Raw genomic sequence first — 13,956 nt, forward strand, 5'->3', positions numbered from 1 at the left:
TCCCTTACATTTGGTTCATCATCTGGTACATCGGCATCAGCATTGACATGTAGACAATTAAAATCATACCGGCCACAACACCGTAAATGACAGGCTGGAGAATGCCGGTATACTTCGCCGCGTTTTGTTCAAGACGCTCCATCATAAACTGGCTGTACGTATAAAGTTCGCGGTGAAGCAGGCCGTTTGCCTGTCCGTGGCTGACTGCAGCCGCAAGATCTTTTTCATAACACGGATGCCCGGAAAGAACGGATTCTATGGTTTCTCCGGCTTTCAGACGTGTAATGAGCATCTCTGCTTCTTCACGATAAAAAGGCAGAAAAGATTGTTCTTTAAAAACTGTTAAGCTGTCATAGATAGAAAGGCCGGATTTCAGAAGACTGCTGAGCTGTAAAGAGAAAAAGTAGCTGTTAAAAAGAACGGCCGCTTTTCCTAATAGTGGTATTTTCACAACAATCAGCATTTTATCTTGCGGGGATTTTTTCTTACATAAGAACCAAACGTACAAAAACAAGCAGAAAGCGGCGGACAGCGCCAGTGCGCAGGCTTCATGAAAATGCCGAAAAAACGCAAAGATCAAAGCAGTCGCACCGGATGTATTCATATTCATTGATTGATAAATCCCAGAAAACTGCGGAATGATTAAACTTTGCAGGATATAAAACATGACACAGACGGAAGATATTAAAAACATCGGATACCGGAGCATTTTTTTGATTTGATTCGTCTGCATGAGCTTTCTCTGTAACAAGTCGCCGCTTTGTTTCATCGCCCCCGGCAATTCCCCGTGTTTCTCAGCGAAATAGCAGATAGAGACGGCTTCTTTGTGAAAAGACAGTGCCTCAAGCACTTGGTAAAACGCATCACCTTCCCTCAGCCGGCGGATTCCGTCCGTCAGCTCTGCAAGCTGACGTTTATGCAGCTGGAGTTTCAGCAGTCTTAGCCCTTCAATCAGACTGTATCCTTTTTCCGTCATTTCACCGAGCCTTTTCAAAAAAGCCGCTTGATCCTTCAACGGCCAGGTTCGTTTAATCCGCTTCATGATACACCCACCGATCGTAATTGTCGGTCGTGACATAGCCGAGCGCGATTCCTTTTCTGATCAGCCTGCGGAGCGTCTGATATTGAAAATTGGCGTGCTCTCCCTTTGCTTCCTGAAAGCATTGGGTGAGGTTTTTCCCGTAGAGCAATTCATAAATGCCCGCACGGCGTGTCTGCCTGTACATCCGGCAGTACACGGAACAGTTTTGCTCTTTGCAGAACGGACATGTTAAATCAACCAGACGCTGAGCGGCAATAGCAATGACGGTTTGTTCAATTTCTGTCATGTTCACGCCAAACTCCAGCAGCCTGTATATGGCGCCCTTAGCATCTCTTGTATGCAGGCTTGAAAGAACGAGGTGTCCCGTCATGGCCGCGCGGACTGCGATTTCAGCCGTCTCGGCATCCCTGATTTCCCCTAAGATGATCATATCGGGATCATGTCTTAAAATCGCTTTTAAACCGGCGGAATATGTGACTCCGGCTTTTTCATTCACCTGAACTTGCAACACATCCTCATCTCTTGTTTCTACGGGGTCTTCAAGCGTGACAATACGCCGGTTGAAATGCCTTTTTGCATAGTTGACAAGAGAGTAAAGAGTGGTCGTTTTTCCAGATCCGGTGGGGCCGGTAAACAGAAGCAGGCCGTGCGAATGCTTCAGAAAGGACAATAATGCGGCGCCCGCTCCCCGAAATAAGGACAATTTATCCAGAGGGGGAATCTGCCGCTTAGGCAAAAGCCTGATGACAAGACTTTCATCATTCATTGTCGGCAAGGTTGACATTCTCAAATGAACGGTTTCCGTCGGAAGCGGCAGAGACAATGACCCGTTTTGCGGCTTACGTCTTTCTCCTATATCCATGGCCGATAAAAACTTAAAATGAGAAATAAGCCTTACGCATTCCTCTTTTTTTAAGACTCTTTTTTTCACAAGAGCATGGCCGATGCGAAAATGAATGAAAGCATCCTTTTCTCTCGGCACAATGTGTATATCTGAAGCCCTTGCCGTATAGGCCTCGTTTATGATGTTCCTGCTGTATGTTTCAATATTTTTCACAAGACTTCCCTCCTTCCGCACGTATTGTAAATCAGATACACAAAAGCCGGCAAAGGAGAGATTATGCGTTTTACAGTGTGTAAAACGTAAAAAAATAAAAAATAAGCCCCCTGACTTTGATTTACCGAATGAAATCGGGAACCATTCGGCCATTTTCATCCAGCCATCAAAAAAAGCAGGCGTTTGCCTGCTCTTCTTAGCGTTTCTTTTCTTTCCGCAAATATTTTTTTTGATGCTCCCTCAAAATGTCCCCAGTCCAGCCTTTCTGCCGCAGATAAATATAAATCAGCAGGGTTGATACAATAATGAGCACGATGGAACAAATATACGCATATTTCCAATGAAGCTCCGGCATGTTATCAAAGTTCATCCCCCAGAGAGCTCCAAGCGCCGTCATCGGTGTAAAGAGAGTTGTAAAGATCGTCAAGGCTTTCACAATTTCATTTCCTCTTTGGGAGGTAATGACTTCCTCGGCGTGCAGCAGATTGCTCAATTCCTGATCAAACTCATTGATATATGTAATTCCTCTTTCCATCTTTTGATGAGCTCTCAGGTAATCTTTCTGCCTGTCATTTTTCGGGAGAAAAGCTTCTTTTAAAGCCATTTCCACTTTTTTAGCCCCCAGTGTAAGGCCTTTCCAAATGAACAGCTCATGGCGCAGTTTATGCACATTTTCCAAGATTCCTTTGCTGTTGTCATCATGAATCTGCCATTTCAGCGTCCGCTGCTTGACTTCAAATTCATCCAGTCCGATCAGATAGGAATTCATCAGCTCTCCCAGCAGAACAAAAAAGCCTTCAATCGGATTTTCACAGGTTTGAATCTGCTGTGTGGCATGCTTTTCTTTTACACCGCGCAGCAGCGAAAAATCAAAATTAATTGTAAAAAAGAAGTCTCTCGTAATATAAAAGTGAAATACGGTATGGTTTTTTTCATCATCTAATCCTTGATGATAGATTAAAGAACCGAAAACCGCTTCATTATTCTGATCATTTGTATCTGAGCGCAGAAAGTTTATATGATTTTCATGTTCAAACCACTTTTCGCATTGCGGCCAGTGATTGTGATGGATCATTTTTTTCGCTTCCGTTTTTTCATGCGGACCGAGCTGGTACCACAGCCAGTCCGCTCCCGAATGTACCTTCATCTCTTGTCATCCTCCAGTATCGCTTTCTTGTTTTATTACCGTAAATGAGGCGGGCTAAACCAGGCTCGATGTTTGAGCAGCTTTCTACAGTGGTATTATTCCGAAAAAAGGGAGGTGCAAGCCTTCCTTCGCGGAAGGCGTTACATTGTATATCATCAAACTATCTGCCATCGTACTATTTATTTTATTAACGGCGTGTTTTGTCGCCATAGAGTTTTCAATCGTTAAAGCAAGGCGCTCCCGCATTAATCAGCTCATTGAGGAAAATGTAAAAGGAGCAAAAGCAGCCAAGCATGTCATTACACACCTCGATGAATATTTATCGGCGTGCCAATTGGGCATCACCGTCACCGCTTTGGGGATCGGCTGGCTGGGTGAACCGACAGTCAAAGCAATGCTTCAGCCGTTATTTTTAAAAACCGGAGTTCACGAAGCGGTTGCCCAAGTCCTGTCATTAATCATCGCCTTTCTGCTGGTTACATATGTGAATGTCGTCATCGGCGAACTCGCCCCGAAAAGTTTTGCTATCCAAAAAGCCGAGCGGATTACACTTTTATCTGCCAGACCGATGATTTTGTTTTATAAGTTAATGTTTCCGTTCATCTGGCTGCTCAATCATTCCGCACGCCTGATTACAGCCATGTTCGGCTTGAAGCCTGCTTCCGAACATGAAATGGCTTATACGGAAGAGGAATTGCGGGTGCTCCTTGCCGAAAGCTATCGAAGCGGCATGATCAAAAAAAGCGAGCTGCATTACGTAAATAACATTTTTACATTTGATAAGCGCACTGCCAAAGAAATTATGGTGCCCCGGAATGAAATGGTGAGCCTGCCGTTAGACAGCGGATCGGGACATATGCTCCGGGACATTATCAAAACAAATAAATATACCCGGTATCCCGTAGTAAAAGGAGATAAAGATCATGTAGTCGGCATCATCAATATTAAAGAAGTTTTATTCAGATTCCTGTCAGAAGGAGCGGCGTTTACAAAACACGAACTCAGCCCTTACATCCAGCCGGCGATCCATGTGATTGAGACGATTCCGATTTATCAATTATTCGTTAAAATGCAGCGGGAACACGCCCATATGGCCATTCTCATTGATGAGTACGGCGGAACCGCGGGATTAGTAACGGCGGAAGATATCATTGAAGAGATCGTCGGCGAAATCCGCGACGAATTTGATACGGACGAAACACCTTCCGTTCAAAAGCTTGGGAAGAACCGCTATCTCCTGAACGCCAAATTGCTGATCAGTGACGTCAATGATTTACTCGGAACAGAGATTACGGCTGATCAAGTCGATACACTCGGAGGCTGGTTTCTTACTCAGCATATTGACGCGAAGCCCGGAAGCACCATTGATTTTGAAGGCTACACATTTACGGTAAAAGAAATCGACAGCCATCATATCATTACGATTGAAGCTGACAAAGCTGAATAGCTGAGGGAGAAATCCCTCCCGGCCATTCAGCTTTTTATCATCTTAATGATTCTTTTACGATAAATCCGTTTTTTGCCAGCGCTTTCGCCAGACTCTGCTCCGTTTTCACCTGAGAAAAATCGATGCCGAGCTTCACGACGGTCTGCGCGATTTCCGGCCTGATGCCTGAGATTGTCGTTTCTATGCCAAGAAGTTTTGTGCTGTCAATCACTTTAAAAATCTGATAAGCGACCATCGTATCCACAATCGGCACACCTGATATATCTAAAAATAAATAAGAAAGACGGAGTGAAGAACATTGGTCAAGCACCGATTCCAAAATCATTTTTGCCCGGTAGGTGTCAATTTCGCCGACGAGCGGCAAAATTCCAATACCGTCGGCAATCGGCATAATCGGCGCACTTAGTTCGTTAATCATTTCTTTTTGGGCGTTTAATTGTGTAACCGTCACTTTATAATATTCCTCTGTAAATACTTCAATCATATGGTCAATTGCTTTGTTCAGCTTCTCTCCCCAATGGAATACCGCATTCGCCCCAGGCTTCTCAGACATTGTTTCACAGCACGTCTGTATGCGGTTCCAGACCAATCTCCGGAATTCTTTAAAGCTCGTGACGCTTTCATAGACCGGTACTTCATGGACGGCCCGGTCCCTTGCGAACTGAAGCGCCCATTTTGTCAGCTCCTCTTCCCCGCCGTCTTTTTCCGATAAAATGCCGGCAACGATTTCAATTAACAGACGGTGCTGCATTTCCGCTTTCTGATCATCTGTAGGCCGCCCCGATTTTGGTATGAGCAGCCACTGGCGTGTGATTTCACCTGATTCTTCAATTAAGGTTCGAGATAATGTTTCACTCAAATGTTTCACGGGTCTCCTCCATTCAAATTCCTTTGTATGTATAAATCGGCGCCGGACGCACATACTGTAATTACATCCGATGGGCTATAGCCAAGCGGTAAGGCAATGGACTTTGACTCCGTGATCGTTGGTTCGAATCCAGCTAGCCCAGTCCCGCAACCGCAAAAAACGAAGATTAGCTGATAAATTTTGATCAGCGGATCTTCGTTTTTCTCTTATGATACAGATTGATGTACCGTTTTTTTCTTCGTCAGCTTCATCAGTTCTCCTGGATTGTATCCGATAACGAGCTTATTTCGATCGATCAGAATCGGACGCCGCAGCAGTTTCGGCTTCTCAGTCAAAAGCTTCAGCACTTCATTTACAGTCATTTCTTCAATGTTCAGGTTGAGATTTTTAAATGTTTGACTTCTCGTCGCCAATATTTCATCAATTCCTTCAGTCGTTAATGATAAGATCTGCTTCAATTCATCAATTGTCGGTGTCTCCCTGAATAGATGGCGCTCTTGAAAGTCAACATTGTGGGCTTTTAACCAATGTTTCGTTTTTCGGCATGATGTGCAGCTCGGGTATGAATAAAAAATAAGTTCTTTCATTTTTAAAAATTCCTCCCTCGGATAATCCGTCTCTTTGTTAACATAAGTACCCTGAACTTTTTTTCATTAAACATATTTCAAAAAGATTTTTCGGATCTTTTTCAGAGGGCGGCATAAGATATAAAACACAGGGAAAGACATAAATTCCACAATAAATATAATCATGAAAATGTTTACATTTCGAGTGCCGATCTATTATAATAAACTTCAGATAGACTCTCGGGAGGGGATAAGGAATGAATCGCATGTTCCGGGTGTTAGGATTTTGGACGGGGATATTTGCAGTCATGTTTTTTTTAGGGGGCATGAAAGACGCTTCACTTTTGTTTTTTGGACAGACGATCTTTTTCGTATTTCTTTCTTATTTGAATCTGACTGAGCGGATGTATATTTATATTTTCGGAGCTTACTTAACCGTATTTTTCGCCGGATTTACATATTACTCTATTTTTATTATGACACCGGGCGGCGGAACCCACTGACAGAAAAAGACAGACCGATTATGGTCTGTCTTTTTTCATTTACAGTGAAAAACCATTGATAAACGGGTTTCGCTCCTGCTCTGTCTGAATATCCGTTTCCGGCCCGTGCCCGCTTAACACAAGTGTATATCCGGGAAGCGTGAGCAGTTTTTGATGAATGGAATCAAGCAATACGTCCTGACTTCCGCCGTGTAAATCAGTGCGGCCGATGCCTCCCTGAAAGAGCACATCACCTGAAATCACCAGATCCGCGTCCTTCACATAATAAGAAACGCTTCCCGGTGAATGTCCCGGCGTAAACAATGTCTCCAAATGGAAAGGCCCGATGTCCAATATGCCGTCGCCTTCAATCAGCCGTTCGGCGGGCCGTGCCGTTACGGCGATGCCCCGCAATATGCCTGATCCGTTTAAGGAAGAGTCCTCCAGCCACTTTTCTTCATTTTTGTGAAGATATACGGGAACATCCCATCTGTCTCTTACTTCGTCAAGCGCGCCGATATGGTCAAAATGGGCGTGCGTCAGTAAGATGGCCAGCGGCTTCAGATTGTTTTCTTTTATGTAATTGTTGATTTTGTCCGCTTCTCCGCCCGGATCAAAAATAAGACAGGACTGATCCTCACTGACAAGAAAATACGCGTTTGCCTGAATCGGACCGGCCGGCATTCGTCTCCATTTCACTTTCATCACCTCTTTATGTATATGCCCTTATTATGAAGGTTTTCTGCGGAAGATTCAATGAATGCGGCCGGGAAAACGCTATCGACAAACAAAATGAAAACGGTTAAAATGAAATGGAAAGATTTTCAGGTTCCAATGACAAAGGAGGAGCATGATGTTACTTGTTGTAATCTTCGGCCTTGTCGCATTATTAGCTGTATTAGGAGTCCTGCGGGCTGTCAGACAGAGAAATATCCTGGGATTTTTGTTAGCCGCCGCCACGCTGGGCGTGTTTGGCTGGTTTACCGTAATGACCGTTGTAACCAGCGGCTATCCGACTGCACATTAAAAGCCTGTATCCAATGGATACAGGCTTATTTTTTATTGCTGCAAATGTTTGCTGACACTTTTGATTTTGCTCTCCAGTGTCGTTTCTTTATCACGTCTGTCATCAATGCGGATATTTGTCGCCACTCTGTGCAGCCCTTTTTGGAACGGGGCTTCGTGAATGTCCTGAATGACTGCGAATAAGTCGCTCAGCTCACCTTCAATCAAAGTGTTCATCGGCGTGAGCTGAAATTTGATCTTGCCGGCAGCTTTGTAACCCTCCAAAATGTTTTGCACATCCGCTACATACTCACTGACGCTCGGTGTTTTTGTTCCGATCGGAATGATTGTCACATCTGCAATTGCCATTTGGTTCAAACTCCTTTTTCATTTGTTATGATTGGTTCTGTCATGCCTGTTTTCAGTGAAATCAGACGGTCATACGTAAAGCCGTATAAAGCGTATTCCCCGTTCGGAGAGATCTGAATCGGCTCCATTTCCGTGTTTTTGAGCACCGTCCGCTCCCGTTCGTCTCCTAAGTCAAAGCTGATCAGATTGTAAGAGCGGCCTTCAGGCTTAAATATGTAAAACCGCTTGTGTGTCTGATCGTAATCATATTCCATCGGCGCAAAGCTCTGATACTTTTTTTGGAGAGGAAAGCGGTGCGTCACGGATGCCGGCTTTTGGAAAAGGAACTCGCCGTCTCCGTCCGATTGATCCGTTTGTCTGACGGCAATCGTCATGCCCGGGCGGGAATCGGCCCAGATGACGTGATGAAGCACTCTTTTTTCTTTTTTTGTCTGCAAGTCATAAGAATATAAAGGACCCTCTTCCTCCGTTTTTCCTTGCTTGATATATTGGAATTCATCAGTGGAGGTCCAATGGACAAAAGGAGCCTGAACGGGACTCTTTTTTAAAATGCCGTTGTTCATATCGGCCGTATAGGCAGTGAAATCCCATGTTTCAGTAAAAACGGTAATCATCATTTGATACGGGTCATACGGATTCCAAGCCGTCTCCAGTTCATAAGAGTTAAAGGCTTTGTGATAAAGTCTTTTCCCCTGCTTGTTCATAAGCACAAGCTCAGTCTGACCGCTGCTTGTCACCTGTACGAGAATCAGCTGTTTTTTCCGGCTGATCTTTACATTGACAATATTGCCCTTTGTTTCATAGAGCCGTTCGGATTTTCCGCTGAAAAGATCATATTTCATCAGCTGATGATGTGCTGTATACAGGATCGTTCTGTTATCCAGCCATCCTTCCGTTTTCTCCGCTTCCTTTTTACTGAGCGGAACGATTTTCTGTTCTGCCGATTTTGCCGAAACGCCTGTGTCTTGCTGCTGATGAGATGGTTCACAGGCCGCTAAACACAGAACGAATGCGGACAGCAGAACACAAACCAAGTATCTCACCAGCCTTCCCTCCATTCTTTTCTATTGTCCCATATTTGTTTATGTAAACAAATGAGAAATTTCACAGATGTCTCAAAAAACAAGCGACCTCCACAAAATACCTTCCGTCGCTTGATAAATATCAGCAAACTGATGAAAAGGCAAAGGGTTTTTTCCCTTCCCGAGCTCAATGGTATAGCCCTCTTTTCCATACTGCTGTATAAACCAATCCCTAAAACCCGCATGGCTGTCAATGGTTTTAACGCCTTGATAGCGGTTTCCGCTTATCGCTTCAAACTCCCGAATCATCCGGGATGATTGCTCCGGTTCACATTCTTCGTATCCCCAATAAATCTCTTCTCCTTGCGTATGAAGAGCGATCAGCCGGTCAGGCGGCTGCTCCGTTATCAGCCGGTGCATCGCCTGCGCCTCCGGTTCAGTGAGCGGCGCCGTCCCCGGAAAATCACGGTATGAAGGGGCTTTCGGTTTGCGCCTCTGTTCAATATCCCAATTGGATGGGAAATGTTTATTTAAATCCACACCGTTTATATTTGCCTTCCATTCGCGGAAATCCGGGCGGTGTTCATTTAATCGATTAAGAAATTCATTTTTTTCTGATAAATCTTCACATCCGTAAAGTACGAGATCAACACCGTCGGGATTTACGAGCGGAACGAATGACAATGATGTCAGGCTGAATATATCAAGCGCAGAGTGCCCGAAAACGGTTTTATTTTCGCATAATGCCGCGCAATATTCTTTACACCATTTAAGCGCGACCGAGGTGGTGATCCATTCATTGGCATGAAATGAGGCGTTTACATGGACTTTTCTTTCAGCCGTATCCGCACCTATTTTCAGCTCATAAAGCGGCTTTCCCAATACGGAACTGCCGATTTTACGGCACGTGACAAACGGAAAGACATCCGTTATTTTCTCAATTTCTTCATAAACCGATTCGGAGCCGTACACCTTTTCTTCCTTCACCCATTGATCAGCGGAAAGAATCCTTTCACAGTGCCGGATGTATCGCGAAAGCCCGCTCAGCGTCTCAAGCGGCGGACCCTCTGACTGCCCGCTCACGGCAAAGCCGGGACAAAATAATTCATCGTTTTCCGCCGTTTTATCAGCGGCTTTCAACAGTTTTTCATCAATTGAAAGCACCTTTGCAATATCTTTCATATGCTGTTTCAATTCAGGTTTGACACGAATTCCCGCCATGTTCATCCCCCTTTTTTAAAAACTATATGACTGGGGAGATAAAAAAAGAAAGCCGCCCGCGATATGGGCAGGCTGACTTTCTTCAGCAGTTTTGATGTTTGAGCCATTCATTTTTGGCAATCCACGCCCCGCCGATGACTCCGGCGTCATTTCCAAGTGCCGCAATCGAAATATCGGCCGCTTCCGCAGAACGCGGGAACGCGGTGATTTTGAAAGTCTCTTCCACTTTTGACCGCAGGATTTCACCCGCTTTGGAGACGCCTCCGCCGAGCACGATTTTCGTCGGATTCATGGCGCTTGCCAGATTTCCGAGCACGAGGCCTAAATGTTTTGCGACATAATCGACGACTTCAAGCGCTGTCTTATCCTGCTGTTTAGCCGCTTCGAACACGTCACGTGCTGTCAGATCGCGCACTTGTAAGAGCGAAGAGTCGGAAACCGCCGCAAGCTTTTCTTTCGCGATGCGGACGATGCCGGTTGCGGACGCAATCGTTTCGATGCAGCCGGATTTTCCGCAGTTGCACGGAGCTCCTCCTTCCGGAATACTGCAAATATGACCGATTTCTCCGCCGGCCCCGTTTTTGCCGTGAACGATTTCTCCGTTGACGATGATGCCTCCGCCGACTCCGGTTCCGAGCGTCACTAAAATGACATCTTTAGCCCCGTCACCTGCACCCTTCCACATTTCTCCGAGCGCTGCGATATTGGCATCGTTTTCAATGACGGCCGGAATACCCGTTTCCGCCTCGAGATGGTCTTTCAGCGGATAGTTTTTCCACCCCATATTTGTCGTCTCATAGACCATCCCCGTCGTCATTTCCACGGGTCCGGGCGCTCCCATTCCGATCCATTTTACGATCCGTTTCGGCTTGTTCAGTTCTTCCAGCTTCTGGTCAAGCGCTTTGGCGATCGTGACCGTAATTGTGTTTCCTGATTTATCGGTCGGAACTTCCCATTTATGCTGAATTTCACCGTACATGTTGATAAAGGCCAGCTTGATGGTTGTTCCGCCAAGATCAATCCCCGCAAACCATGTATCTTCCATAATAATCTCCTTTTCTTATTAAAATCCTGCTGTGTTATCTGCCTTTGATCCGCTCCGATTCTCTCTGAAGAACTCCGGCGGCTTTTTGCCATAATTCTCTTTCAATCACGTTTGACAAGTACATTTCCTTTAATTCATCTTTCATAAAGTCAATTTCGGCTTGTCTGTCACCGAAATAAACGATATGTCCGAATGACTTAAACAGCTGCTGCACGTCATAAAATGAATTCATCTGCTTCACCATTTCTATTCTTCTTAATATAAGCGTATTTCATCACTGATCCGGGCGTCAAGCAAAAAACGATTGGAGAAAATATCCTTGTGTCATTTTCATAAATTGTATATTCATAATTGTAAAAAAACACTCATTTATGCGTTTTTCTGTTACAATACTTTCGTGCCCAAAAGCACAAAAGGATTAAAGTTTGATGGGGTGTTGTTTTGAAACAAGAAAAAAGGCTGACGTTCATCTCAGCCATCAGTTTATTTGTCTTGATGTTAGCAGTCATTATTTCCTGCCTGTTTTTCTTTCATACAGAGCCGCATATGCCGCTGTTCTTTTGCGTCATTATTCTGTCTCTGGCAGGTTTGTGGCTCGGTTTCTCGTGGGACAGTCTTGAAAAAGGAATTGTCAGCGGATTGAAAAACGGTGTGCAGCCGATTATCGTGCTGGCTTTGATCGGTGTGCTGATCGGCGCCTGGATGTACAGCGGCGCCATTCCCACCGTCACCGTTTACGCTTTGTCAATTATACAGCCGAGTCAACTGCTTTTGACCGCATTATTTTCCTGCATGATCATCAGCACGCTTGTCGGCTCAAGTCTGACAACTGTCAGTACAATCGGCGTCGCGCTGTTAGGGGTAGCAAGCGCGGCGGGAGTTCCGCTCGAATGGACGGCGGGAGCAGTCATTTGCGGGGCTTGTTTCGGTGATAAAATGTCACCGATGTCCGACACGACGAATTTTGCCGCCGGAATCGGCGAAATTCCGATTTTTAAGCATATTCGCCATATGATGGGCACTACCGTTCCGGCACTGCTGATCACGATTGTTCTTTTTTATATTCTCGGTTCATCGGTTTCAATAAATGCCGCTTCAACGCAAAATATTGAGGCTGTCATTTCCGGAATGAAAGAGGCCGTGCACGTTACGCCTTGGTCGCTTCTTTCACCTCTGTTGGTGATCATTTTAGCTGTGAGACGGGTTTCCGTGATTCCGGTGCTTACCGCCGGTATTATTTCCGCAGGGCTTCTGACTGCTGTTTTTATTCCTGACAGCAGCATTCAAGGATTTATATCCGCCCTGCAAAGCGGGACAGCGTTTAAAACCGGCGACCAGGCTGTGGCCAGCATTATCAACAGAGGCGGGCTCCAATCGATGATGGGTTCAGTCTCTCTGATCATGATCGCCTTTGCGCTCGGCGGCCTGATGGAAAAAACGGGCCTGATCGCGGCGCTGCTTCAAGGATTGATAAAAGGCGTGCATACGAAAGGACGTCTTGTCATGGCGACCGTCTTCTCAAGTATAGGCGTAAACCTTGCGACAGGTGAGCAGTATTTGTCGATTTTAATTCCGGGTCAATCTTATAAACCTTTATATGACAAGCTCAGCATTAAGCGGATTCACCTTGCGCGGTCGCTTGAGGACGGCGGAACATTGATCAACCCGCTGATTCCCTGGGGAGTAAGCGGCGCTTTTATGGCAAGCGCATTAGGGGTTTCCGTCATCGACTACCTGCCGTTTACCTTTTTTCTGTACATTTCTCCTATGATCTCAATTCTGCTCGGTTTCCTGAAAAAAAGCTGACAATACGAGAAAACCTGCCGTTTTTTACCGGCAGGTTTTCTTATGCAAAAAATCCCGCTGAAAAACGGGATTTGTTTAAAATGCCTGCTGAATGAATTTGTTTCTGATAAACGGTATTTTTAAAAAGAAATGAATGAATGACCGTCTGATCCCCGGCTGGCTGAGCACGCTGTTCATCAGACGGTAGCGGTTTTGGTAAACGGCTAAAACAGATACGGCGCATAATGAGTAGATCAACAATTTTTTCATCTTATCCCTCCTGCCCCTATCGTTTGTCAAACAGCGAGAATTATTCCGGTGCAAGAAGTTTTTTATGCGATTAAGCGATGGTTTCAGATTCAGTCACGATCATATCGACCGGAATATCGTGGGGCATGCGGGGAATGCGGTCTGTCAGCTGGCAGTCAAAGAGAAGCGACACGGTACGGCCTTTATAACCGGACAGGTACCGATCATAATATCCTCCGCCGTATCCGATTCTGAAGCCTTCCCGGTCAAAAGCCACGCCTGGCACAATCACAAGGTCAATGTCATTTTGGGCGGCTTTTTCCGTCAGGCTCTCGATCGGTTCACTGAGGCCCGCATATACGGTTTCCAGCTGATCATACGCAGAAAATGTACGGAACTCCATCGCTCCCGTCTGCGGAAAGCATTTTGGGATACAGACTTGTTTTTTCTCTTTCCAGGCCTGTTCAATAATCGGCCGTGTCGGAATTTCCAGGCGTGTCGAGATGGTAACGGCGATCACGCGGGCCTGTTTCCATTCTTTTAAAGAAAACAGCGTTTCACGCATGCTGCGGCATTTTTTCTCCCATTCACTTTCTGTCATGTCAGAAAGCTTTGCTTTTATATCGGTTCTGATTTGCGCTTTCACGTTTC

General features: G+C 45.4%; 17 protein-coding genes and 1 tRNA gene. 5 read left to right on the top strand and 13 right to left on the bottom strand.

Annotation, left to right across the window (positions count from 1 at the left end; genetic code table 11):
• Positions 1 to 4: 4 nt before the first annotated feature.
• From comGB to OTK50_RS07455, 3 genes are all read right to left on the bottom strand, one after another.
• Positions 5 to 1,042, bottom strand: coding sequence for a competence type IV pilus assembly protein ComGB (gene comGB / locus OTK50_RS07445; protein ID WP_266121854.1), 1,038 nt, complete (start codon positions 1,040 to 1,042; stop codon positions 5 to 7).
• Complete coding sequence (gene comGA / locus OTK50_RS07450) at positions 1,029 to 2,099, bottom strand: competence type IV pilus ATPase ComGA (RefSeq protein ID WP_038459186.1); 1,071 nt, start codon at positions 2,097 to 2,099, stop codon at positions 1,029 to 1,031. Before comGA ends, comGB begins: the two co-directional genes overlap by 14 nt.
• 196 nt (positions 2,100 to 2,295) lie before the next feature.
• Positions 2,296 to 3,246, bottom strand: a complete 951-nt coding sequence (locus OTK50_RS07455; protein WP_007408319.1) for a magnesium transporter CorA family protein — start codon at positions 3,244 to 3,246, stop codon at positions 2,296 to 2,298.
• A 145-nt stretch (positions 3,247 to 3,391) separates the two neighbouring features.
• Between OTK50_RS07455 and OTK50_RS07460 the strand changes: the two genes are divergently transcribed.
• Complete coding sequence (locus OTK50_RS07460; protein ID WP_020956081.1) at positions 3,392 to 4,693, top strand: hemolysin family protein; 1,302 nt, start codon at positions 3,392 to 3,394, stop codon at positions 4,691 to 4,693.
• Between the two features lie 37 nt (positions 4,694 to 4,730).
• Here the strand turns inward: OTK50_RS07460 and OTK50_RS07465 are convergent, their stop codons facing one another.
• Positions 4,731 to 5,561, bottom strand: a complete 831-nt coding sequence (locus OTK50_RS07465; protein WP_015240214.1) for an STAS domain-containing protein — start codon at positions 5,559 to 5,561, stop codon at positions 4,731 to 4,733.
• A gap of 71 nt (positions 5,562 to 5,632) precedes the next feature.
• On the opposite strand from OTK50_RS07465, the gene OTK50_RS07470 reads away from it, so the two are divergent.
• Positions 5,633 to 5,703 (top strand) — tRNA-Gln (locus tag OTK50_RS07470).
• A gap of 64 nt (positions 5,704 to 5,767) precedes the next feature.
• Here OTK50_RS07470 and OTK50_RS07475 read toward each other — a convergent pair.
• The gene (locus OTK50_RS07475; protein WP_003153079.1) at positions 5,768 to 6,148 is read right to left on the bottom strand and encodes a Spx/MgsR family RNA polymerase-binding regulatory protein; all 381 of its coding nucleotides are present in this window, start codon (positions 6,146 to 6,148) and stop codon (positions 5,768 to 5,770) included.
• Between the two features lie 236 nt (positions 6,149 to 6,384).
• Between OTK50_RS07475 and OTK50_RS07480 the strand changes: the two genes are divergently transcribed.
• Positions 6,385 to 6,630 (top strand): DUF2626 domain-containing protein, encoded by a 246-nt coding sequence (locus OTK50_RS07480; RefSeq protein WP_003153078.1) that lies wholly within the window; start codon positions 6,385 to 6,387, stop codon positions 6,628 to 6,630.
• Positions 6,631 to 6,669: 39 nt separating this feature from the next.
• Here the strand turns inward: OTK50_RS07480 and OTK50_RS07485 are convergent, their stop codons facing one another.
• The gene (locus OTK50_RS07485; protein ID WP_012117988.1) at positions 6,670 to 7,308 is read right to left on the bottom strand and encodes an MBL fold metallo-hydrolase; all 639 of its coding nucleotides are present in this window, start codon (positions 7,306 to 7,308) and stop codon (positions 6,670 to 6,672) included.
• 154 nt (positions 7,309 to 7,462) lie between these two features.
• Between OTK50_RS07485 and OTK50_RS07490 the strand changes: the two genes are divergently transcribed.
• The gene (locus tag OTK50_RS07490) at positions 7,463 to 7,636 is read left to right on the top strand and encodes a DUF2759 domain-containing protein (protein ID WP_003153076.1); all 174 of its coding nucleotides are present in this window, start codon (positions 7,463 to 7,465) and stop codon (positions 7,634 to 7,636) included.
• A 32-nt stretch (positions 7,637 to 7,668) separates the two neighbouring features.
• Here the strand turns inward: OTK50_RS07490 and OTK50_RS07495 are convergent, their stop codons facing one another.
• The 5 genes from OTK50_RS07495 to OTK50_RS07515 all read right to left on the bottom strand — a co-directional run bounded on the left by OTK50_RS07495 (position 7,669) and on the right by OTK50_RS07515 (position 11,515).
• The gene (locus OTK50_RS07495; RefSeq protein ID WP_003153073.1) at positions 7,669 to 7,983 is read right to left on the bottom strand and encodes an MTH1187 family thiamine-binding protein; all 315 of its coding nucleotides are present in this window, start codon (positions 7,981 to 7,983) and stop codon (positions 7,669 to 7,671) included.
• Positions 7,984 to 7,988: 5 nt separating this feature from the next.
• Complete coding sequence (locus OTK50_RS07500) at positions 7,989 to 9,026, bottom strand: hypothetical protein (protein ID WP_020956082.1); 1,038 nt, start codon at positions 9,024 to 9,026, stop codon at positions 7,989 to 7,991.
• A 72-nt stretch (positions 9,027 to 9,098) separates the two neighbouring features.
• The gene (locus OTK50_RS07505) at positions 9,099 to 10,226 is read right to left on the bottom strand and encodes a M14 family metallocarboxypeptidase (RefSeq protein WP_007408314.1); all 1,128 of its coding nucleotides are present in this window, start codon (positions 10,224 to 10,226) and stop codon (positions 9,099 to 9,101) included.
• Between the two features lie 82 nt (positions 10,227 to 10,308).
• The gene (glcK, locus tag OTK50_RS07510; RefSeq protein WP_003153068.1) at positions 10,309 to 11,271 is read right to left on the bottom strand and encodes a glucose kinase GlcK; all 963 of its coding nucleotides are present in this window, start codon (positions 11,269 to 11,271) and stop codon (positions 10,309 to 10,311) included.
• 34 nt (positions 11,272 to 11,305) lie between these two features.
• Entirely contained in the window at positions 11,306 to 11,515 is a 210-nt protein-coding gene (locus tag OTK50_RS07515; RefSeq protein ID WP_007612586.1) for a YqgQ family protein, read from the bottom strand.
• Positions 11,516 to 11,712: 197 nt separating this feature from the next.
• Between OTK50_RS07515 and nhaC the strand changes: the two genes are divergently transcribed.
• A complete protein-coding gene (gene nhaC, locus OTK50_RS07520) occupies positions 11,713 to 13,077 on the top strand; it encodes a Na+/H+ antiporter NhaC (protein WP_022552955.1) in 1,365 nt (454 codons plus the stop codon).
• A gap of 75 nt (positions 13,078 to 13,152) precedes the next feature.
• On the opposite strand, the gene OTK50_RS07525 is transcribed toward nhaC, so the two are convergent.
• Together OTK50_RS07525 and OTK50_RS07530 are read right to left on the bottom strand one after the other, a co-directional pair.
• Positions 13,153 to 13,326 carry a hypothetical protein gene (locus OTK50_RS07525; RefSeq protein ID WP_007408311.1) on the bottom strand — a complete coding sequence of 58 codons (174 nt, stop codon included), beginning with the start codon at positions 13,324 to 13,326 and terminating at the stop codon, positions 13,153 to 13,155.
• Positions 13,327 to 13,396: 70 nt separating this feature from the next.
• Positions 13,397 to 13,951 (bottom strand): 5-formyltetrahydrofolate cyclo-ligase, encoded by a 555-nt coding sequence (locus OTK50_RS07530; RefSeq protein ID WP_038459203.1) that lies wholly within the window; start codon positions 13,949 to 13,951, stop codon positions 13,397 to 13,399.
• Between the last annotated feature and the right edge of the window lie 5 nt (positions 13,952 to 13,956).

Origin of the sequence: Bacillus sp. NEAU-CP5, from assembly GCF_026420705.1 — a bacterium.
GTDB classification, from domain to species: Bacteria; Bacillota; Bacilli; order Bacillales; family Bacillaceae; genus Bacillus; species Bacillus velezensis.